The organism is Peptoniphilus faecalis (assembly GCF_012976305.1).
Taxonomy (GTDB): domain Bacteria; phylum Bacillota; class Clostridia; order Tissierellales; family Peptoniphilaceae; genus Peptoniphilus_A; species Peptoniphilus_A faecalis.
Map to the genome: position 1 here is coordinate 46,298 of NZ_JABDSR010000003.1, position 22,721 is coordinate 69,018.

The following is a 22,721-nucleotide window of genomic DNA, read 5'->3' on the forward strand; positions in this document are numbered from 1 at the left end:
AATATGTTTAAATTTGAGTTATTAAAAACTGCCAAGGATTCAAAGGCAAGACTTGGCAAAATTACAACTAATCACGGTGAAATTGAAACACCAATCTTTATGCCAGTAGGCACGAGAGCAACTGTAAAGACAATGACTCCTGATGAGTTAAAAGAAATTGGTTCGCAGATAATTCTTTCAAATACTTATCATTTATTTTTAAGACCTGGTACTGAAATAATAGAAAAAGCAGGAGGACTTCATAAATTTATGAATTGGGACAAACCAATTCTTACAGATTCTGGTGGATTTCAAGTTTTTTCTCTCTCAGACAATAGAAAAATAACTGAAGAAGGAGTTCACTTTAGAAGTCATATTGATGGAAGTAAGATGTTTATATCTCCAGAAAAATCCATAGATATTCAAAATATTCTAGGCTCAGATATAATAATGGCATTTGATGAATGTGCACCCTATCCGGTAAGTCATGAGTACATAGACAATTCTATGAGAAGGACTCTTAGGTGGGCAGAAAGGTGCAAAGTACATCATAAAAACACAGATAACCAAACTCTTTTTGGAATAATCCAAGGTGGAATGTATAAAGATCTACGAGAAATTTCTGCGAGAGAAATGGTTGATATGGACTTTAAGGGCTATTCTATTGGAGGTTTATCTGTTGGAGAGCCAATTGATCTTATGAACGATATTTTAGATTTCACAACTGATTTTATGCCAGAAAGCAAGCCAAGGTATTTAATGGGAGTAGGTAGTCCTGATTATTTATTTGAAGCAGTTGAAAGAGGAGTTGATATGGCGGACTGTGTTCTTCCAACTAGAATTGCTAGAAATGGGACTGTTCTTACTCACAATGGTAAAATTGCAATAAAAAATGCTCTTTACAAAGAAGATTTTTCCGCACTTGATAAAGAATGCGATTGTTACACTTGTAGAAATTTCTCTAAGGCTTATATTAGACATTTATTTAATGTAGATGAAATACTTGGAATGAGGCTTGCAACTATTCACAATCTATATTTTTTATTAGATATGATGAAAAATATTAGAGAGTCAATAAGGGGAGATTATTTTTTAGAATATAAAGATGATTTCTACAAGAAGTATGGGTATAAATAATTTCTTGTTAAGTCATGTAATTAAATGTATAATGTAATTATTAATTATATTATAAGAAAGGGGTTAATAATGAATCAAAACGCAATGTTAAATTTTATTCCTTTAATATTGGTGTTTGTTATTTTTTATTTTTTCTTAATAAGACCACAAAAGAAAAAAGCAAATGAAATAAACGAAATGCGTGAAAATTTAAAGGTAGGCGACAAAGTAATAACAATCGGTGGAATAATTGGAAAAATTATTCTTATTAAGGAAGATTATTTAGTTATTGAAACTTCATCAGACAATTCAAAAATTGAAATAATGAAGTGGGGAATTAACGGTACTTATAAAAAGAATTCAGAACTTAAAGATGTTGAAGAAGAATAGGAGAAATTATGAAGCACATAAAGACACTTACAAATAAAAATCTTAAAAAAACTTATGAAAAAGGTGGATGTGGCGAATGTCAAACATCTTGCCAATCAGCTTGCAAAACTAGTTGCACAGTTGGAAATCAAAAATGTGAAAATTCTGAAAACTAAGGCAAGGGAAACCTTGCTTTTATTTTGTTAAAGAATGGTAAAGGAGTAAAGATGGTAGAAAGAATTCACAAATTTTATTTAAACGATAGATATATAGTGCTTGATATTGCAAGTGGTTCAGTTCATGTTGTTGAAAAAATTGTTTATGAAATGATAAATGATTATGAAAAAATGTCAAAAGATGAAGTCATAGAAAAATTTTCAAAAATCTATAATAAACAAGATACCTTGGAAGCTTATGAAGAAATAGATTATTTAGTAAAGGAAGGACTTTTATTTTCTGAAGACGAACATTTTAAACTTCCAAAATATAATCCACAAAATGTTGTAAAGGCTTTATGCCTTCATGTGGCTCATGATTGTAATTTAAGATGTAAATATTGCTTTGCTTCTCAGGGAGATTTCAAGGGCGACAGAAGTTTAATGTCCTTTGAAACTGGAAAGAAGGCTTTGGACTTTTTGATAAAAAATTCTGGCAATAGAAGGAATCTTGAGGTGGACTTCTTCGGGGGTGAGCCACTTATGAATTTCGACCTAGTAAAAAAACTTGTGGCTTATGGAAGAGAAGAAGAAAAAAAACATGACAAACATTTTAGATTTACTATTACAACTAATGGAATGCTTTTAAATAAAGAAATTGAAGATTTCATTAATGAGAATATGGATAATGTCGTTCTTTCTATTGACGGAAGAAAAGAGGTAAACGACAAAATGCGTCCAACTATAAATGGCAAGAGTTCCTATGATGTAATAGTTCCAAAATTTAAAGAGCTTATTGATAAAAGAGGAGATAAGGATTACTTTATCAGAGGAACCTTTACAAATGAAAATTTAGATTTCTCCGAAGATTTAAAGGATTTTTATTCTCATGGATTTAAAAAAACTTCTATTGAGCCAGTAGTTACTGACGAAAAAGAAAGCTATGCTATCAGAGAAGAACATTTAGATAAGATTTTAAGTGAATACGAAAAAATGAGCAGGGATTACATCAACATTAGAAAAGAGGATAAGGATTTTTCTTTCTTTCACTTTATAATTGATTTATCACAAGGCCCTTGTATAGTTAAGAGAACTGTTGGATGTGGTGCAGGCTCTGAATATGTTGCAATTACCCCTCAAGGAGAAATTTATCCATGTCATCAATTTGTTGGAGAAGAAGAATTTTTATTAGGAAATGTCGATGATGGAATTTTAAACACTGATCTTAGAAGTACTTTTAAAAATTCAAATGTTTATACTAATGAAGACTGTCCATCATGTTGGGCTAGATATTATTGTTCAGGTGGATGTCATGCTAATGCTTATTATAGTAATAATGATATAAGTAAGCCTTATAAAGTTGGGTGTACAATGGAAAAGAAAAGGATTGAATGTGCAATTTCAGTTATAGCAAATGAAGAATAATTTTATTTGTGAACCCTTAGGGGTTCTTTTATTTTGTAAAAATTAAGATAGTTTTGAGTTTTGAATTTATAAATCAAGTTATTACATTTAAATTTATAGTTTTAAATTTATAGTAATGAGCATAATCTAATCTAGATGATTCAAATAGTTTTACCTTAATGATAATTTTTGATATAATAAACTTCATATAAAGTGGTGATTAAATGGAAAGATGGTTTATTAAAAATAAAAAAGATCCAGGAATAGATTATAAAAAACTGGGCATTAATAATGTTATATATAAAATTTTAATTAATAGAGAAATTAATACTGAAGAAGAAATAAAAAGTTTTTTAGATCCCATGCTTTCAAATTTAAATTCACCTATCCTTTTAAAGGATATGGTTAAGGCTTCTAATTTAATTTTGAGTCACATTGCTAAGAAAAATAAAGTTAGAATTATTGGTGATTACGATGTAGATGGCGTTACTTCCACTTATATTTTGTATTCAGGGCTTAATAAAATTGGCGCTGATGTGTCCTATGACATTCCACATAGAGTTGAGGACGGTTATGGAATTAATAATAATTTAATTGATAGGGCTTATAATGATGGAGTGAAGCTTATAATTACTTGTGACAACGGAATTGCTGCAAGAGATGCCGTTCTTTATGCAAAATCTAAGGGAATTGATATTATAATAACTGATCATCACGAAGTTCCAAAAAAATTTGAAAAGGATAAAGAGATAGAATTAATTCCAGATGCTAATGCAGTTATTGATCCAAAACAAAATTCTTGTAATTATCCCTTTGCTGAAATTTGTGGGGCAGTAGTTGCTTTTAAATTAATTGAATATCTATTTTTAATTAAAGGTGTAGATAAAGATGAATTTTACGAGAGTTTTTTGCCTTTCGCTGCAATAGCAACAGTTTGCGATGTAATGCCGCTTAAAAATGAAAATAGAATAATTGTCTCAGAGGGCTTGAAATATTTAAGAGATACTAAACATAGGGGTCTTAATGCACTAATTGAGGTTTCTAATATAAAGAAAAATGATATGGATGTATATCATCTGGGATTTATTATTGGACCAACTATAAATTCTAGCGGACGACTAGATTCTGCAAAGGACGCACTAGAATTACTACTTGAAAATAATTATGATTTGGCTCTTGAAAAAGCAAAAAAACTACGTGAACTTAATTATGAAAGACAGAAGCTTACCACTGAAGCCTTTGATATAATAGATGAAAAAATAATTAGAGAAAATCTTTTAGATAAACATAAGGTTCTTATATTATATGAAGAGGGACTTAATGAGTCTATTCTTGGAATTGTTGCAGGAAAAATAAAAGAAAAATATTATAGGCCAACAGTTGTACTAAGTAATTCCAAAGACTTAATAAAGGGTTCAGGAAGAAGTATTGAAGAATACAATATGTTCCAAGAATTTTCAAAATCTAAAGAATTTTTAACTACTTTTGGTGGGCATAAAATGGCCTGTGGTTTGTCAATGCCTCTAAAAAGCCTAGATGAATTTATTAAAGATGTAGATGAGAAAGAAAGCTTAACTAAAGAAGACTTAATTAGAAAAGTTTATATAGACGGAAATTTGGAATTAAAATATATTAGCATGAATTTAGTAAAAGAAATTGAAAGGCTCGCACCCTTTGGCAATGGGAACTCTGCTCCAAAATTTGGTTCTAAAAATTTAAAAATTAACAATCTTAATATCCTAGGGAAAAATAAAAACTTTTTAAAGATGAGGCTTTTTCAAAACAATATAAATTATACGGCGACTTTATTTGAGGATTATGAAATATTTTTAAATAATCTTGCAAAATTTTATGGAAGGGAAGAAGTGATGGCACTACTTCAAGGTAGACCGTCAAATATTTTTATAGATATAGTTTTTAATTTAGAGTTGAATATATTTAATGGAAATACATCAATTCAATTAAAAATAAACAACTATAGAATTACAGGTGAAAATAATGTTAATTGATGAATTAATTCAAAAAGTAAAATCTTATAATGAAAATGCCGATTTTGATATGATAATTAATGCTTACAAAATGGCTGAAGAGCATCATAAGGGACAAAAGAGAAATTCTGGAGAAGATTATATTATTCATCCACTTAATGTAAGTTTGATACTTGCTGATATGAATATGGATACCCCAACTATTGTAGCAGGACTTCTCCATGATGTAGTAGAAGATACTGATGTGACTCTAGAAGACGTTAAAAATGAATTTGGTCAAGAAGTTGCAGATTTAGTTGATGGCGTTACAAAGTTAAAAAAATTAAATTATAAAAATAAGGAAGAAAAACAAGCTGAAAATATTAGAAAAATGGTCCTTGCTATGGCACAGGATATTAGAGTAATAATAGTAAAGCTCGCAGATAGACTTCATAATATGAGAACTTTAGAATACATGACTGATGCTAAAAAGATTGAAAAGGCAAAGGAAACTGTTGAGATTTATGCACCCATTGCCGATAGACTCGGTATGAGTAGAATTAAGTGGGAACTTGAAGATCTGTCCTTGAGATATTTAGATGAGCAAGGTTATTACGAACTTGTTGAAATGGTAAATAAAAGAAGAAATGAAAGAGAAGATCTCATAAATCATATTATTTCCATTTTAAAAGAAAACTTGGAAAAAGTTGGAATTAAATGTGAAATTAAGGGAAGACCTAAGAATTTTTATTCTATTTATAAAAAAATGAAGAAAAAAGGAAAGGTTTTTGATGAAATCTACGATTTATCGGCAGTGAGAATCTTAACAAACTCGGTGAAAGATTGTTATGGTGCACTAGGAGTAGTCCACACACTTTTTAAACCTATCCCGGGAAGATTTAAAGATTATATTGCAATGCCTAAGCCTAATCAATATCAATCTCTTCATACAACTGTTATCGACAATAATGGAGAAACCTTTGAAGTTCAAATTAGAACTTATGAAATGCATCAGACTGCTGAATATGGTATTGCGGCTCATTGGAAATATAAAGCTGGCGTTTCAAAAGAAACTGCTTTTGACGAAAACTTAACTTGGCTAAGACAACTTTTAGAGTGGCAAAAAGATTTAAATGATCCTGGAGATTTTATGGACACTTTAAAGATCGACTTTTTTGCCGATGAAGTTTTTGTATTTACTCCAAGAGGAGATGTAATAAATTTACCAGAAGGGTCTACTCCAATTGACTTTGCTTATAGAATTCATTCCCAAGTAGGAAATACATGTGTTGGTGCAAAGGTAAATGGAAGAATTGTGCCATTAAATTATACTCTTCAAAGTGGCAATATAGTTGAAGTTATTACAAATCCTAATACTAGTCCTTCTCTTGATTGGCTTAAAATTGTAAAAAGTCCACAAGCACGTAAAAAAATTTCTCAATATTTTAAAGCTAAGGATAAAGAAAAGAATATTGAAAGAGGAAGAGAGGCCATTGAAAGGGAAGTAAAGAAACAGGGCTATGAGGTTCATAAGATTTTGCGTGATGATTGGCTAGAACAAGTTAGGGATAAATTAAACATGCTAAGCCTTGATGAAATGTATGCTGCAGTGGGATTTGGAACTATTACAACGGCACAAGTAACTGCTAAACTTATTGATATCTATAATAAATTTTATAAAAAAGATGAAAAAGATGTTGAAAAAATTGTTCAATTAAGAAAAAGATACAATAGTCAAGGAATTGAAGTTAAAGGCGTTGATGGTGTAAATGTAAGAATTGCAAAATGCTGCACGCCAGTTCCTGGAGATGATATAGTAGGATATATTACTATTGGAAGGGGAATATCTGTCCATAGAAAAGATTGCAAAAATATGCAAAATAATATTGATCCTTCAAGACTTGTTGAAGTTAAATGGCAAAATAGCAATGCCACAAGTTACAGTGCATCTATTGAGATAAGAGCCTTTGACAAACCAAATGTAATTGGAGACATTGCAAATAGAGTAAATGATTCAAAACTAAGCATTTCTTATTTAAATGCTAAAGTTATAAAAAATGGAGATGCAGTAATTAGCATAACAGTTGAAATTACTGATAGTGAAGAGCTTGAAAGATTGATGGAAAAATTAAAGAGAATAAATAATGTTCTCGAGGTATATAGAGTAAAGGCGTGATAAAATGCGAGCAGTAGTTCAAAGAGTAAAAAGTTCCAGCGTATCTGTAAAGGGAGAAGTTATTTCAAAAATAGATAAGGGACTAATGGTGCTCCTTGGAGTAGAAGCTAATGACGATGAAAGAGATCTGGACTATATTATAAAAAAAGTTATAAAGCTTAGAATTTTTGATGACGAAGATGGTGTAATGAACAAATCATTACTAGACTATGGATTAGAAATTCTTGTAGTCAGTCAATTTACTTTATATGGAGATGCAAGAAAAGGGAATAGGCCTAGTTATGTTCGTTCTGCAAAATTTAATGATGGAATTCTTTTGTACAATAAGTTTATTGAGGAACTAGAAAAATTAAATATAAAAGTTTCTCATGGAGAATATGGTGCAAATATGGATGTGGAACTTATTAATGATGGTCCTGTTACAATTTTATTGGATTCTAATAAGGAATTTTAGGTGAATTATGGAATATAAAATTATTAAATTAGTTGTTGGAGAATTACAGGAAAATTGTTTTATTCTTTTTGACGAAAATAAAAATGCTTTTGTAGTTGACCCTGGTGGTTCAAGCGAAAATATAATTGAAGCAATTGAAAAAAATGGCTTAAATATAAAATATATACTGCTTACACATGGTCACTTTGACCATGTGGGAGCAGTAGCTCAATTGGTTAAAAAATTTAATGCACCAGTATATCTAAACAAAAACGATAAAAACTTTTTGGAGAACCCAAAGGAAGTGAGAGAATCAGCCTTTGGACTTCAAATTGAGGCTTCAAATGTAGATGTATTTGTAGAAGATGGAGATGAAATTCCTTTTTCTAATGATAAAATAAAAGTTATTGCAACTCCAGGACATACAATTGGTTCTGTTTGCTATCTTTTTAAAAATTATCTATTTGCAGGAGATACATTGTTTAATGGTTCCATTGGAAGGACAGACTTTCCTGAATCTGACCCTTCACTTATGATTGAATCTTTAAAAAGACTCAAGGAACTTGATGATGAAATTTATATATTATCAGGGCACGGTGCGGAATCACAAATGATCTATGAAAAAATGTCAAATCCTTATTTGAAAAGATTATGATTACAATTGAAAATGAGAGTGAAGGACTAAAAAAGTCGATTTTTGAATTTTTTAGGATGAAACTTCCAAAGGATTATAAAAAATTAGATATTGATTTAAAAATAAAAGTCGAAGAAAAAGTTATTTATATTGAGGTTCTTGGAAATAGAATTAAAGAAAGTGAAGAATTAATAATAAAAGGGGAAAGTCCACACTTTATTATAAAGAGATTTTTATTTGATTTATTTTCAAATTATAAAGATTTTGATAGCAGCTTTGGAACTTTAACTGGTGTAAGGCCCTTAAAGCTTATTTCAAAAGTATTTGAAAGTAATTCCTATGAGAATTCAAAAAAAATTTTATTTGATAAATATAGAATAAATAGAGAAGACATAGATTTTTTATATAGAGTGTATAAGAATCAGGAAAAAGTTAGAAATAATTCAAGTACAAAAAATTACAATGTTTATGTTCACATACCTTTTTGTCCGAGCAGATGTCTTTATTGTTCCTTTGACACAACTGTGGAGAACAAGGAAAAGATGAATTTATACACAAAAAACTTAATTGAAGATATAAAAAACTACAAATTAGATTTTTTAAGTGAGCCTAATTCCCTTTATATTGGTGGAGGAACTCCCACATCAATTGGACTTAATAATTTAGAGAAAATTATCGATGTTATTTTAAAAAAATTTAAAAACACAAAGGAATTTACAGTTGAGTGTGGAAGAATTGACAGCCTTAATGTTGAAATTTTAGAAATGTTAAAGAACAATGGAGTTAATCGAATTTCTTTAAATCCACAAACTTTTAACGAAAATGTAATAAATAAATTGAATAGAACTTCAAATGAAAATATTAAGTATTGGTTTGATAAGGCTAGGGAAATTGGTTTTGATGTTATAAACATGGATTTAATAATGGGATTACCTGGCGAAAGTAAAGAAAGCATTTTAAATTCTATAAAGAAAGCAATAGAATTTTCTCCAGAAAACATTACAATTCATACTTTGGCACTAAAAAATGGATCAAAACTTTTTGAAAATAATTATATTAATAAAGAAGATTACAGCGATCTCTTGAGGGAATCTAAAACTCTTATGTTAAACTCAAGTTATGAGCCTTATTATATATATAGGCAGAAAAAATCAGTTATAAGTTCAGAAAATGTTGGATATGCAAAAAAAGGTTATTCTTCGATCTACAATATTGTAATGATGGAGGAACTCGAAAATATAATTGGATTTGGACTTGGAGCCAGCACAAAAATTTTAGATTCAAGGGGAAAATTTAATAGAAAGTTAAATTCTAAAAATCTTGAAGAATATTTAACGAGGAGATAATTTTGAAATTAAGCGAAATTTTTAAAAATATAAACATTGTTGATGCAAATTTTAAAATAGATGAAAATAAAGAAATAAAAAAGATAGCATTTCATACGGATGATGTAGTAGAAGATGCTATTTTTGTTGCCATAAAGGGATATATAACTGATGGGCACAAATATATTAAAAAGGCAAAAAAATTAGGTGCAGAAATTGCTGTAGTAGAAAACTTTGTTGATGTTGACATAAATCAAATAAAAGTTCAAAATTCTAGAATTGCCTTGGCGGATATGGCGACAAATTTTTATAAAGATCCATCAAAGGAAGTTAGAGTAATTGGAATTACAGCAACAAATGGCAAGACGACTACAGCCTTTATGGTAGATTCTATTTTAAAAGAAGATAAAAGAAATACTGCAATTATAGGAACAGTTTTAACAAGATATGCTGATGTAAAGATCCCATCAGTTCTTACTACTCCAGAATCTCTAATTCTTCAATCTTATATAAGAGATATGCTAGATAAAAACATCACAGATGTTACAATGGAAGTTTCATCATCAGCACAAGAACTTTTTAGGGATAAAAATATTGATTTTGATATAGTTACTTTTAATAATCTTGGAAGAGAACACATAGATCAACATGGAAGTTTTGAAAAATATTTCCACTATAAATCAAGACTTATTAGATATGCAAAAAGTGACGCTATTGCAATTTTAAATGCAGATGATGAAATGATTTACTCTTTAAAAGATAAAACTAAGGCAAGAGTATTATCTTTTTCTTTGGAAAATGAAAATGCGGATTTTGGAATTTCTAATTTAGATTTATCTACAGGTAAGGGAAAATATATTTTTAATATTAACAGGGATGTAGAATTAAAAGATTTTACAATAAAAAAATCTAGCATTTATGTTGAACTTGGTTCTGTTGGATATTCTTCAGTAATGAACTCTGTAGTCGCTATTATTGTGGCATTATGTCTAAAAATCGAGAAAAATGTAATTAAAGATGCCCTTAAAAATTTTAAAGGCGTGGAAAGGAGATTCGAGTTAATCTTCGACGAAGATTTTAAAATTTTAGACGATCACTTTGCAAATGAAAAAAATATTGACGCCACTATGGAAACTCTTAAAATGATGAAATATAATAATTTAAACATATTATATGCAATAAGGGGAAATAGAGGTGTAGAAGTCAATAGAGAAATCACAGAAAGATTAGTTAAGTGGATTAAAATATTAAGACCAAAAAATCTATCTGCAACTTTATCTAAAGATACTGTCAAGCAAAAGGACAAAGTTACAGAAGATGAATTAAATATTTTTAAATCAATCTTAAAAGAAAATAATATTGAGTGCAAAATTTATGATACTCTAGAAGAAGCTGTAAATAATTCAATAGATCTATCAAAAAATGGAGATGTACTTTTACTTGCAGGTTGTCAAGGAATGGATAAAGGTGCAAAGTTTGCAAAAGAAAAACTTTTAAATGAGAATAAGGTTAAAGATATTAAGGGATTTTCTAATAGAATAGACAACAGAATCTGTTAAAGTTGAATTTTAAAAGACCTTGTTTTATAATTAAATTAGAGATTATGAGAAACATTTAATTAAATAAATCGCAAATCGTTTTATAGTGTTAACGACTAAGCTCCAAACCATTTGAGGCTTGGAGTTTAATTTTTAGGAGGAAATATGGCTGAAAAAATGGGAAGTCTCAAAAGGAGTAATTACTGCAATGAGATTTCAGAAGAAATGATTTCAAATGAAGTCACATTAATGGGTTGGGTTGCAAAGCAAAGATCCCTTGGCTCAATTATTTTTGTAGACCTTAGAGATAGAAGTGGAATTGCACAAATAGTATTTGACGACACATCTGGTGATGAACTTTTAGAAAAGGCATCTCATCTTCGTGGTGAGTTTGTAATTGCTGTCAAGGGTAAAGTTAGAATGAGATCTTCAATAAATGAAGAACTTGAAACTGGAAAAGTTGAAGTTCTTGCAAGTGAACTTAAAATTTTAAGTGAGTCTGAAGTTCCACCAATCTATGTTAAAGACAATGACAATGTTTCTGAAAATATGAGATTAAAATACAGAACTTTGGACTTAAGGAAACCAAGTATGCAGAAAAATCTCATGATTCGTTCTAAAATTTATAAGATAACTCGTGATTTTTTTTATGAGAATGGATTTATTGAAGTTGAAACTCCAATGTTAACTAAACCTACGCCTGAAGGAGCAAGGGACTACTTGGTGCCTAGTAGAGTCAATCCAGGTAAATTTTACGCACTACCTCAATCTCCACAACTTATGAAACAACTTTTAATGGTTGCAGGCTTTGATAGATATATTCAAATAACAAAATGCTTTAGAGATGAAGATTTAAGAGCAAATAGACAACCTGAATTTACTCAAATTGATATGGAGCTTAGCTTCGTAACTGAAGAAGATGTAATGGAAATTAACGAAAAATTTTTACAAAGATTATTTAAAGAAATTTTAGATAAAGATATTGAACTTCCAATAAAGAGAATGAAATATTCTGAAGCTATGGACAGATTTGGCGTCGATAAGCCAGACTTAAGATTTGGAATGGAACTTCACGACATTTCTCATATAGTTAAAGACTGCGGATTTAAAGTATTTGAAGGAAACACTGAAAAGGGAAAAAGCGTAAGAGGCATTAAAGTTGATGGAGGAAGTGACTTTTACTCAAAGAAGCAAGTTAAAAAATTAGAATCCTTTGTCAAAGATTATAAGGCAATGGGCTTATCGTGGATTAGAGTTGAGGATGAAATCGAATCTCCAGTTGCAAAATTCTTATCAGAAGAAAAAATGAATGAAATTATTAAGGCTTTTGATGCAAAAAAAGGCGATTTAATTTTAATTTTAGCAGATAAAAATTCAGTAGTGTATAGCGGACTTGGAAATCTTCGCAATAAAATTGCAAGGGATATGGATATTATAGATGAAGATGATTTTAAACTTACATGGATAACGGAGTTCCCGCTTTTTGAATATGATGAGGAAGAACAAAGATATGTTGCTATGCACCATCCATTTACTAGTCCAATGGATGAAGATCTTGACAAATTAACTAAAGACAAAGAAAACGCAAGAGCTAAGGCCTATGATATTGTAATCAACGGTGATGAAATGGGAGGAGGAAGCATTAGAATAAATGATCCAGAAATTCAAAAGATAATGTTTGAAGCTTTAGGACTTTCTGAAGAAGAAGCAGAGGAAAAATTTGGATTCTTATTAGAAGCTTTTAAATATGGAGCACCGCCACATGGAGGGCTTGCTTACGGTTTAGATAGGCTTGTAATGCTATTTACAAAAGCTAATAGCATAAGAGATGTAATAGCTTTTCCAAAGACTCAAGCAGCTACTTGTTTATTAACTGGTGCACCAACATCTCTTACAGAAAAGCAACTTGAAGAAGTTCATATTAAGGTATTAGAAGAAAAATAAAAAGGTGATATAATGGAAAGTTTTGGAATTGTTAAGGCAAAAAAGAACAATAAAATTTTTGTTGAATTTACTAGAGAAAGTGCTTGCGGAGAAAGTTGTGAGTCTTGTAGTGCAAAATGCGCTGAATCAGAGAAGGAACTTTTTGAATTTCCAAATACATTATCTGCTGATGTTGGTGATGTTGTGAAAATTAAAACTAGGGATAGATCCATACTTTCATATAAGTTTATAGTATATGGAATTCCTTTAATTTTATTTATGTTTACAATTACACTTTCTTATTATTTAATGAGTAAAATGTTTATGAAAAACATTGAACTAATGTCACTTATTATGGGAATAATTTCTCTTTTTATTTCCTATTTAATTATAAAAAGAATAGATCACAAATTTCAAAAAACAAATAAGGGTGATATTTTTCTCGAAAAAATGTAGGTGAGAAATGTTTAGTAAAAACAGGTATAAAATATTTTATATTTTTTCAGTTATAGTTTTTATTTTATCTCTGATTTTTTTTATATACTCCTTTGCTAACAAAAAATATTCTACAGAATTGATTTCTGAGAATAAAAAAATTGAAGAGCAAATAAATTCTATTGAAAACAAATCTAAGGGCATCACTGAAAACATCGATGCCCTAGAAATTGAATTTAATTTAAAGTCACAGGAATTTTATGAAAAATATGGCTATCAATTTGAATCAAATAAATCTGAAGAAATTAATAGATTAAAAAAAGATTATTTAGATAAAAATAAAAAAATAATTTCTGAAATAAAAGAGAGACTTATTGCCTATGGAGATTATTTTGATTCAGATATTTATAAAAAAGAAGGTTACGATAAATCTGTAAGTGATTTTTTAGAACTTTCCAGCAAATCAAATTTAGACAAACACGAGAATATTTATAATGAGATTAATATAAAATCCTTGGTGGAAAATTCTAATGGTTTTGTAAAAACTATTTTAGGATTAAATAAAAATTCTAAAGAACTCAATGTCTTGATTTTTTATGCTTCAATATATAGCTCAAGTATTTATTACTACATAAATGATGAAACATCTTCTCTCAGCGAGATTTATTCAGATGTAAACAATTTATTAAATATTTACAAAGAAATTGAGAGAAAGGGTTATAAGACTGGAAAATTAAATTCTGAAAATCTAGTTTATTTAAACGATTTTATTCAAGAAAGAGTTTCTAATTACTATAAAAATCTTGGAATATTAAAAGCTTTAGAAAAGAGTGATAAAAATGAACAAAAATAAAAATATTGTATTATCAGTTATTTTCATCATTTTTTCTACAATCCTTTCCTTTCTTGGATTTTCTAATTTAAAAGCTACTGAATCTTCATACTTTAATCTATCAAGGGCAAACTCTTTGTTGTTGGAGAAAAAAACTAAAGCTGAAGAAAAGTTCAAGACTTTAAGTCAAGAAAACAATAATAGAAAATCAAAACTTAAAGTTATAAATAATGAAATAGATAAATTTGACATTATAAGAGATAAAACTTTAGAGATTGATAATATGAACAAGGGAATAATAGATTCCTTGATTTCTTTTCGTAAAAATAATTTTAATGAGTTTTATAATATAGATAATGGAAAACTATATGATTATAAGCCCTTAAAGGGAAATTTTATTAAAGATAATATAACGGAAGAGGATATAAAATCCAATCTAATTATGATTCAGTTTATTTTAAATTCATATTATAATTATGATTTAAATAAAAATATAGCAAAACACAATCTTAAAGCTTATGAAAATTTAGGGATTATTGATTATTTAAAAAATGGAGATAATTATATGCTAAAATCTATTTTATTAAATGAAACCTCAAAATTTTCACAATTAAATGAAGAAAAAGAAAATATATTAAAAGAGGAAGAAGATTTTTTTTCTATATATGAAAATGTTTTTGGCGAAAATGAAAATATAAAAATATTGAGTTCGGAAAAGAATGCAGGTATAAACGCCATCGATAAGGAAAAAGATGAACAAGAAAATAATTTTAAAACACTAAATGCTTTTTGCATAGATATTTTAAATTCATCTGTAAATTATCTAGAAAATTTTAAAATTGTTACAGAAAAGGGCATTAGCACTTTAAAAGTTTTTGATAAAACTATTATGAGTGAAAAAACTGAAGATAAAAAACTTATCACCACTTATTATAATAGAGTAAATGGCGAGACTTATACTTTGACAGAAGAAAGAGAATAACTCTTAAATTTAGGAGAAAAATGAAGGATAAATTAATTAGAATAGATTACAATGGCAAGGAGATAATTTTAATACCTACAGCTCATGTATCTCAAGAAAGTGCTGAACTAGTTAAAGAAACTATTAGAAAAGAAAATCCAGATTCAATATGTATTGAACTAGATGAACAAAGGTATGAAAATTTAAAAAAACCCGATGCTTGGAAAAATACAAATATTATAGACATAATTAAACAAAAGAAGGTTACACTATTAATTGCTAATTTAATTCTTTCATCATATCAAAAAAATATTGCAAAAAAGTTAAAAACTAAACCTGGTCAAGAAATGATTGAAGGGATAAAAGCTTCAGAAGAGTTTGGAATAAATTTAGTTCTAGCAGATAGAAGTATTCAAACTACTTTTATGCGTATTTGGAGAAAGATGGGATTTTTTGAAAAAATAAAATTATTTTTTTCTTTAATGGCAATGGATGAAGATGAAGATGTATCTGAAGAGGATTTACAAAGGTTAATAGAAAGGGATAATTTAGAACTTGCAATTGAAGACATGGGGAAAGATTATCCTCAAATTGCGGCGACTCTTTTACACGAAAGAGACAAGTATTTGGCATATAATATTAAAAATGCTCCTGGTAAAAAAGTAATTGCAATACTAGGTGCTGCACATACGCCTGGAGTTGAAGAAGAAGTTTTTAAAAAACAAGATGTAGATGAACTTAATAAAGTTCCACCAAAATCTTTTATGGGGAAAATTGTTCCTTGGTTAATTCCAATTTTAATAGTTCTTTTAATTGCATTTGGATTTAAACAAAATATGGACACCGGTATTGAGCAAATTAAATCATGGTTTTTATTTAATTCAATACTTGCTGCTATTTTCACAGCTCTCTGTCTTCCTCATCCACTTAGTGTAATTACAGCTTTTGTGGCGGCTCCCTTTACATCGATAAATCCAATGCTGGCATGTGGATGGTTTGCTGGTCTTGTGGAAGCGAGCCTTAAAAAGCCAACAGTGGAAGATGTAAATAATATTGCTGATGATATTTTTAATATAAAAAGTTGGCTTCATAACAAATTTTTAAAGGCATTATTAGTTGTAATACTAGCCAATCTTGGGTCATCAATTGGAACTATAATAGCAGGAAGTAAAATTGTTCAAAGTTTATTTTAAAAAGGTAATGGAAAAGCATTACCTTTTTTTATCTTTCATACTTTTTATTACTTCTCTTATTATTCTAACTAAACCTTGAGATAAAACTATGCCAAGAGCAAGTGCAGATGTAGTTAAAGTTGTTTTAATAACCTGTTCACGCATCAATATATAATTGGATTCAATGAAATAATACATAATATAATACATTCCAGCACCAGGTACAAGAGGTATAAGACAGGGTAAAGTAAAAACTGTGGCAGGCTTTTTAAAATGTATTGCAAAAGTTTCAGAAAATATACCAATTAAAAATGATGAAATTAAAAAGGAAACTATATAATTTCCACTTAAATCAAATAATAACTCATAGATAATCCATATGAAACCGCTAAGAGCCGATGTTACAAGTCTAACTTTTTTGGGAAGTTTAAAATAAATTGTAAAACCATAAGTTGCAAGCATTGATAAAAAAAACTGAATAAGTATCCTCATATTATAAACCTCATGATCTTTAATCCAACACCTACTCCAAAGGCAATTGCAAGTGCAATAAAAAAAGCTTTTATCATAGTTATGGCACCTGTAATAAACTCTCCACTCATAATGTCTCGAACTGAATTCGTTATAGCAACACCAGGGACAAGAAGCATTATAACGCCGATAATAATATTATCAATATTTGAACCAAAGCCAAAATATACAAATACAATAGCAAGAACTGATGTAATAAAGGCACAGATAATATTATTTATAAAAAATGAAAGTTTAAAATAGCTTAATTTTTCAAGAATTACTGAAATAAAAATTCCAATAATAAAACTAGCAAAAAAATCTTTTATACCTCCTCCAAATAAAACAGAGAAGAAAGAGGATGCAATTCCACCTGAAATATAAATCTTTAATGGATTTTCTTCTGTTCCATCAATTTGAAAAAGAATATCATAAGCCTCTTTAATTGAGATATCTTTTGAGACAAATTCTCTTGAAAAAGAATTTACAGCATCTATTTTATATAAATTTGTATCAGAAATAGTAATTTTTCTAAAATTACTAAGAGTTTCGCCTTCAAATTCCATTGAAATAAAAATTGCAGAGGGAAGGGCATAGGCGGACACATTAGAAATATTTGAAACAGACTTGCAAATTCTTTCAATAGTATCCTCAGCTCTATAACTTTCCGCTCCATTTTGAATCAATAGTGCACCTGTAAACAATGAAAGGTTCATTAAATCCTTTGCATCTTTTATATTATTTAATACTTTTGCCATTATATCACCACATAAATTATACTATGGAGTTTTTTTATAAATCCTTTTGTGGAAACTCTAATATTATTTTTTCAATTCTATTTTTTGTTTTCTTTGCTATTGTGAATTTTAAATCGGAAATATTTAAGACTTCATTTAGCTTTGGAAACCTGTCGATATTTTCTATGATAAATCCGCCGAGAGAATCAAATTCTTGGCATTCAAGTTCTGTTCCAAATTTTTGATTTATTTCGTCTATATTAACTGATGCATCGATTAAATATTTTCCGGGAGCAATATTTATTATATCTTCATCCTCTTCTGTGTCATATTCGTCAGAAATTTGTCCCACAATTTTTTCAATTATGTCTTCAAAGGTAATCATGCCTTCAGTCCCGCCATATTCGTCAGTGACTATAGCAACAGATAATTTGTGCTGCCTCATTTCATTAAAAAGTGTTCCCGTAGGTTTATACTCGTAGGTGAAAAAAGGCTTTTTAAAAAAAGATTTGTTTTCAGCAAGAGTTTTTGCCCTATCCATGTGGAAAAGTTCTTTAACATTTAATATGCCAATAATATTATCTAAATTATCTTGATAAACTGGCATTCTGGAGTAAGAATATTCAGAAACTTTTTCGATGATTTCGTCATAATCATCTTCAATATCAATTGCCACAATGTCAGTTCTTGGAGTCATAATATCTTTAGCAAAGGTATCTTTAAATCCAATTACATTTTGAATCATCATGGACTCATTTTTGTTTATAATTCCTTCTTCTATGCTAAGATCCATTGCATCTTTTAAATCATCTTCTGTAATTATTGGTTCCTTATAACTTTTGTCCTTAATAATTATTTTTATAATATTTTGAGATAAAAATGTAATTAGCATTGAAAGGGGACGCATAAAAACTATTAAGTATTTTAAAAATTTTGCGTACTTCGGTACAATTTTCTCATAATTATTTTTGCCAAGATTTCTAGGCAAGCTTTCGCCAAAGATTATTACAATTATTGTGGAGATTATCATTCCAAAAATCATGCCAATATGATGCCATTTAAAAAAGAAAAATAGGGACATAAAAATCACAGTAAGTGAATTGGAAAAATAATCTAAAATAAGCGTTGAAGAATAAATATTTTCTTTTTTAACAAGTTTTTTTATAATTGTAAGATTTTTAACTTCTAAGTCTTCTAGTTTTGATATTTTCACAGGTCCAAGGGCAAGATAGGCATTTTCTATAAGTGTAAACAAATAGGAAAAGTAAAGTGCAACAATGGATATAAAAAGGTATATGTATTCATTCATAAATTTCAACTCCGTTTATATTATATACCCGAAAAGTCCTTATGAAAACTAAAAAAAGCTGCACAAAGGCAGCTCTTATAATTATTCTACTGTTACAGATTTTGCCAAGTTTCTTGGCTTGTCTACATCATTTCCCAGTAAGACTGAAGCGTAATATGCAATTAGTTGTTCAGGTATTACTGCAAGAAGGGGTGTTAATAAATCTATTGTGTCTGGAATTTCAATAATTACATCAGAAGAGTCCTTGATAAACTTATTTTTTTCTTCTGCAATAGAAATAACTGTGGCACCTCTTGCTAGGAGTTCCTGGTTATTTGAAATTGTTTTTTCTAAAATAGAACTTTGAGTTGCTACTGATATAACTGGTGTGCCTTCTTCAATAAGGGCAATGGAACCGTGTTTTAATTCGCCTGAAGGGAAAGCTTCAGTGTGAATGTAAGAGATTTCTTTTAGTTTTAGTGCACCTTCCTTTGCCGTTATATAGTCAAGAGATCTTCCAGTGTAGAAAATTGATTTTGCATCTTTAATAGAATTTGCAATTTTTTTAAATTCATCTTTGTGTTTTAAGATTTCTTCGATTTGAGACGGAATTTTCTCCATGTTTTGAATTATATCTTTAACCTGATCTTGAGTGATTTCCTTTAGTTTTAGTGCAATGTCCATTGCTAAAAAGTAAAGTGAAATAACTTGTGTAGTGTAAGCTTTAGTTGAAGCAACAGAAATTTCTGGACCAGCGTAGCAGTAAACGACCTTGTCAGCTTCTCTTGAAATAGATGATCCAACTACATTTGTAATGGCAAGAGTTTTTGCACCAATGGTCTTTGCTTTTCTCAATGCAGCTAAAGTATCTGCAGTTTCTCCTGATTGTGATACAAAAACAACAAGGGACTTGTCATCTACAAACATATTCTTATATCTAAACTCAGAAGCAATTTCAGAAATTACTGGAATTTTTGCAAGATTTTCTATTGCATATTTTCCTGCTTCTCCTGCATGAAAGGCAGTTCCACAAGCAGTTATATAAATCTTGTTTATATTTTTTAATTCTTCAAGTGAAAGACTTCCTTCTAATGGGAGATTTATTACATAATTATTGTGTTTGATAGAAATAACTTCACGTAAGACGCGAGGTTGCTCGTAAATTTCTTTAATTAGAAAATGGTCGTATCCTTCCTTAGATGCGTCAGCTGCTGAAATATTTACTTCAGTTATTTCTCTTTCAACTTTCTTATGGTTTTTGTCGTAAATTGTATAAGAATTTTCTCGGATATCTATTATATCGCCATCTTCAAGATAAATAATTTTATTTGTATGTTCAATTACTGATGTAATATCACTTGCGATAAAATACCCATCTTTGCAAATTGCAAAAAGAAGTGGAGATGAATTTCTAACAGCAATAAGTCTATTAGGTTCTTTTTCATCGAGTATGCCAATGCTATAAGCACCCTTTAAAATCTCAGTTGCTTTAAAAACGGCATCTAAAATATCGCCCTTATAATTATCGGCAATTACATTTGGAATTACTTCTGTATCAGTTTGTGAAAGAAATTTATAACCCTTTTTTATTAAATCCTTTCTAAGTTCTAAGTAATTTTCAATAATACCATTGTGAACTACGGTAATTTTGCCGTCACTTGATAGGTGAGGGTGAGCATTTATTTCATTTGGCTCTCCATGAGTTGCCCATCTTGTATGACCAATTGATATATTTGATGAAAACTCATCTTGATCAAAGGATTCTTCCAAGACTTTTATGCGACCCTTTTTCTTAAAGGTCATTAATTTATTATCTCTTATAAAAGAAAGTCCCGCAGAGTCATAACCTCTGTATTCTAATTTTTTAAGACCTTCCAGCACTAATTTTGTTGCGTTATTTTTTCCAATGTATCCAACTATTCCGCACATATTTCTACCTCCAAATTTATTAGAGACTCACTACATCTATTTTGTTATAAAATTGCTTTTATTTTTTGTAAAATGTTTAGGCTGTGAAACCTTTAGAGCATCCGCCGATATTCGATAACTCTACCCCTCGTCAGCCACTTGGGCTCAGGCGCTTAAATTATTTTTATCTCTTCAGTTGATTTTAACACAAGGGCTATTTAAAGTAAACTTTTAAAGATAAATGACGATTTTTGTAAATTTTATTTTAAAAAATAAAAAAAGTAATGTGTTAAAATAAGTTTGGAGGTAGTGATGAATATTTACGAGAGAGAATTTGTCGTGGAAGATTTTTTGTGTAAAAAGGGAGAACTTTCACTTAATTATATAATTAATTATTTTATGGAGACATCTAATTGTCAGTCGATTAGTTTAGGCGAAGACAGCGACAATTTAATAAACAAAGGTTACACTTGGATGATTTATAAGTGGTTTATAAAAATTTTAAAATATCCAAAAGCTTATCAAAGGATAAAAGTAAAAACTTGGGCAAGTGGTTTTAAGGGTATCAATGCTTTTCGTGAATTTGAAATGTATGTAGAAGGTGAAAGAATCGTCTCTGCATCTTCTAATTTTATATTAATTGATTTAAAAAAACGAAAGCCAATAAAAATTCCAAAAGAAATTTCTAAAATTTATAGCATAAATGATGTGAAGAATTTCGATAAAATTGAAAGAGTCAATGAGCCTAAGGACATAGAGACTATAAATATTTTTGATTATAAAATATTAAAATCTGATATAGATATAAATAATCATATGAACAATAGCGTCTATGCAAAGCTACTTTATGAAGCATTGCCTGAAAGTTTTTATAATATTAAATTTACCGATGTAAATATAAATTATGTTAAGGAATTAAAATATGGTGACCATGTTTGTATTTATGTTTATTTAGAAGATGATAAGCTCTATTTTTTCTTTAAAAACAAGGAAAAAAGCGAGCTTTATGCGAGGGCTTGTTGTCACTATATTAGTTGAAAAAAGCTTTTTCAAATGGTAACATGAATTATGAGAAATCAATAAATTGATATAATTACGGAGGTAATAATGGATAAAGATAAACTTTTAGCAGAGGTAAATGGCAAGAAGATTACAGGAGTGGACTACAATTTATTTATAGATTCCCTAAATCCACAACTTAAACAATATTTTGGTGGGGAAGAGATAAATAAAGAAGTTGTAAATGAACTTGTATATCAAGCTCTTTTGTACCAAGATGCAATAGAAAAGGGAATGGATAAAAATGATGAATTTATACAAGTTTTAGAAAAAACTAAGGAAAGCATGTTAAAGACCTATGCTCTTGGAAAACTTCTTGAAAAGGTAACTGTAACAGAGGACGAGGTTAAAAAATTTTACGAAGATAATAAAGATGCTTTTAAAGAAGGGGAAAGTGCAAATGCTTCTCATATTTTAGTGGAAGAAGAAGACAAGGCAAGAGAAATTTATGAAAAAATAAAAAGTGGCGAAGATTTTGCAAGCCTTGCAAAGGACTTTTCTACTTGCCCATCAAAGGAAAAGGGCGGTGAACTAGGAACTTTCACTAGGGGACAAATGGTAAAGGAATTTGAAGATGCAGTATTTGCAAATGAAGTTGGAACAGTTACAAAACCTGTTAAAACACAATTTGGTTATCACATTATTAAAATCAACGATAAAAATAAAGGAAGAGATTTAGCTTTTGATGAAGTTAAGGATAAAATTGCTACACAAATTAGAAGACAAAAGGAACAAGAAATTTATAGCAAAAAAATAGCTGAACTTAAAGATAAATATGAAGTGAAAATGGATATCTAGGT

General features: G+C 29.2%; 21 protein-coding genes. 17 read left to right on the top strand and 4 right to left on the bottom strand.

What is annotated here, in order from left to right:
* The first annotated feature begins 3 nt into the window (after nucleotides 1–3).
* From tgt to HKO22_RS02660, 15 genes are all read left to right on the top strand, one after another.
* Nucleotides 4–1,116, top strand: a complete 1,113-nt coding sequence (gene tgt, locus HKO22_RS02590; RefSeq protein WP_169968309.1) for a tRNA guanosine(34) transglycosylase Tgt — start codon at nucleotides 4–6, stop codon at nucleotides 1,114–1,116.
* A gap of 69 nt (nucleotides 1,117–1,185) precedes the next feature.
* Complete coding sequence (yajC, locus tag HKO22_RS02595; RefSeq protein WP_169968311.1) at nucleotides 1,186–1,485, top strand: preprotein translocase subunit YajC; 300 nt, start codon at nucleotides 1,186–1,188, stop codon at nucleotides 1,483–1,485.
* An 8-nt stretch (nucleotides 1,486–1,493) separates the two neighbouring features.
* On the top strand, nucleotides 1,494–1,640 hold the full coding sequence (gene scfA / locus HKO22_RS02600) for a six-cysteine ranthipeptide SCIFF (RefSeq protein ID WP_010242317.1): 147 nt from the start codon (nucleotides 1,494–1,496) through the stop codon (nucleotides 1,638–1,640).
* A 51-nt stretch (nucleotides 1,641–1,691) separates the two neighbouring features.
* Nucleotides 1,692–3,044, top strand: a complete 1,353-nt coding sequence (gene scfB / locus HKO22_RS02605) for a thioether cross-link-forming SCIFF peptide maturase (RefSeq protein ID WP_169968313.1) — start codon at nucleotides 1,692–1,694, stop codon at nucleotides 3,042–3,044.
* 203 nt (nucleotides 3,045–3,247) lie between these two features.
* Nucleotides 3,248–5,032: a single-stranded-DNA-specific exonuclease RecJ gene (gene recJ, locus HKO22_RS02610; RefSeq protein WP_169968315.1), complete on the top strand. Its 1,785-nt coding sequence runs from the start codon at nucleotides 3,248–3,250 to the stop codon at nucleotides 5,030–5,032.
* Nucleotides 5,022–7,166: a RelA/SpoT family protein gene (locus HKO22_RS02615; protein ID WP_075659160.1), complete on the top strand. Its 2,145-nt coding sequence runs from the start codon at nucleotides 5,022–5,024 to the stop codon at nucleotides 7,164–7,166. Before recJ ends, HKO22_RS02615 begins: the two co-directional genes overlap by 11 nt.
* Nucleotides 7,167–7,170: 4 nt before the next feature.
* Nucleotides 7,171–7,620, top strand: a complete 450-nt coding sequence (gene dtd / locus HKO22_RS02620) for a D-aminoacyl-tRNA deacylase (protein WP_169968317.1) — start codon at nucleotides 7,171–7,173, stop codon at nucleotides 7,618–7,620.
* Nucleotides 7,621–7,627: 7 nt separating this feature from the next.
* Complete coding sequence (locus tag HKO22_RS02625; protein ID WP_169968319.1) at nucleotides 7,628–8,254, top strand: MBL fold metallo-hydrolase; 627 nt, start codon at nucleotides 7,628–7,630, stop codon at nucleotides 8,252–8,254.
* Nucleotides 8,251–9,579 (top strand): coproporphyrinogen dehydrogenase HemZ, encoded by a 1,329-nt coding sequence (gene hemZ, locus HKO22_RS02630; RefSeq protein WP_075659157.1) that lies wholly within the window; start codon nucleotides 8,251–8,253, stop codon nucleotides 9,577–9,579. Before HKO22_RS02625 ends, hemZ begins: the two co-directional genes overlap by 4 nt.
* 2 nt (nucleotides 9,580–9,581) lie before the next feature.
* Nucleotides 9,582–11,117 (top strand): Mur ligase family protein, encoded by a 1,536-nt coding sequence (locus HKO22_RS02635; protein ID WP_169968321.1) that lies wholly within the window; start codon nucleotides 9,582–9,584, stop codon nucleotides 11,115–11,117.
* Between the two features lie 144 nt (nucleotides 11,118–11,261).
* On the top strand, nucleotides 11,262–13,040 hold the full coding sequence (gene aspS / locus HKO22_RS02640) for an aspartate--tRNA ligase (RefSeq protein ID WP_075659155.1): 1,779 nt from the start codon (nucleotides 11,262–11,264) through the stop codon (nucleotides 13,038–13,040).
* 12 nt (nucleotides 13,041–13,052) lie between these two features.
* On the top strand, nucleotides 13,053–13,475 hold the full coding sequence (locus tag HKO22_RS02645; RefSeq protein WP_169968323.1) for a SoxR reducing system RseC family protein: 423 nt from the start codon (nucleotides 13,053–13,055) through the stop codon (nucleotides 13,473–13,475).
* A 7-nt stretch (nucleotides 13,476–13,482) separates the two neighbouring features.
* On the top strand, nucleotides 13,483–14,307 hold the full coding sequence (locus tag HKO22_RS02650; RefSeq protein ID WP_169968325.1) for a hypothetical protein: 825 nt from the start codon (nucleotides 13,483–13,485) through the stop codon (nucleotides 14,305–14,307).
* Nucleotides 14,294–15,268, top strand: coding sequence for a hypothetical protein (locus HKO22_RS02655; RefSeq protein WP_169968327.1), 975 nt, complete (start codon nucleotides 14,294–14,296; stop codon nucleotides 15,266–15,268). Before HKO22_RS02650 ends, HKO22_RS02655 begins: the two co-directional genes overlap by 14 nt.
* Nucleotides 15,269–15,288: 20 nt before the next feature.
* Nucleotides 15,289–16,440, top strand: coding sequence for a TraB/GumN family protein (locus HKO22_RS02660; RefSeq protein ID WP_169968329.1), 1,152 nt, complete (start codon nucleotides 15,289–15,291; stop codon nucleotides 16,438–16,440).
* Nucleotides 16,441–16,458: 18 nt separating this feature from the next.
* On the opposite strand, the gene HKO22_RS02665 is transcribed toward HKO22_RS02660, so the two are convergent.
* From HKO22_RS02665 to glmS, 4 genes are all read right to left on the bottom strand, one after another.
* Entirely contained in the window at nucleotides 16,459–16,911 is a 453-nt protein-coding gene (locus tag HKO22_RS02665) for a threonine/serine exporter family protein (protein ID WP_169968331.1), read from the bottom strand.
* Nucleotides 16,908–17,687 (bottom strand): threonine/serine exporter family protein, encoded by a 780-nt coding sequence (locus HKO22_RS02670; RefSeq protein WP_075659150.1) that lies wholly within the window; start codon nucleotides 17,685–17,687, stop codon nucleotides 16,908–16,910. Before HKO22_RS02670 ends, HKO22_RS02665 begins: the two co-directional genes overlap by 4 nt.
* Nucleotides 17,688–17,721: 34 nt before the next feature.
* Nucleotides 17,722–18,975: a hemolysin family protein gene (locus HKO22_RS02675; RefSeq protein WP_169968333.1), complete on the bottom strand. Its 1,254-nt coding sequence runs from the start codon at nucleotides 18,973–18,975 to the stop codon at nucleotides 17,722–17,724.
* A gap of 81 nt (nucleotides 18,976–19,056) precedes the next feature.
* On the bottom strand, nucleotides 19,057–20,883 hold the full coding sequence (gene glmS, locus HKO22_RS02680) for a glutamine--fructose-6-phosphate transaminase (isomerizing) (protein ID WP_169968335.1): 1,827 nt from the start codon (nucleotides 20,881–20,883) through the stop codon (nucleotides 19,057–19,059).
* Nucleotides 20,884–21,174: 291 nt separating this feature from the next.
* Between glmS and HKO22_RS02685 the strand changes: the two genes are divergently transcribed.
* Together HKO22_RS02685 and HKO22_RS02690 are read left to right on the top strand one after the other, a co-directional pair.
* A complete protein-coding gene (locus HKO22_RS02685) occupies nucleotides 21,175–21,900 on the top strand; it encodes an acyl-[acyl-carrier-protein] thioesterase (RefSeq protein ID WP_169968338.1) in 726 nt (241 codons plus the stop codon).
* A gap of 69 nt (nucleotides 21,901–21,969) precedes the next feature.
* The gene (locus HKO22_RS02690; RefSeq protein ID WP_075659146.1) at nucleotides 21,970–22,719 is read left to right on the top strand and encodes a peptidylprolyl isomerase; all 750 of its coding nucleotides are present in this window, start codon (nucleotides 21,970–21,972) and stop codon (nucleotides 22,717–22,719) included.
* Nucleotides 22,720–22,721 lie beyond the last annotated feature (2 nt).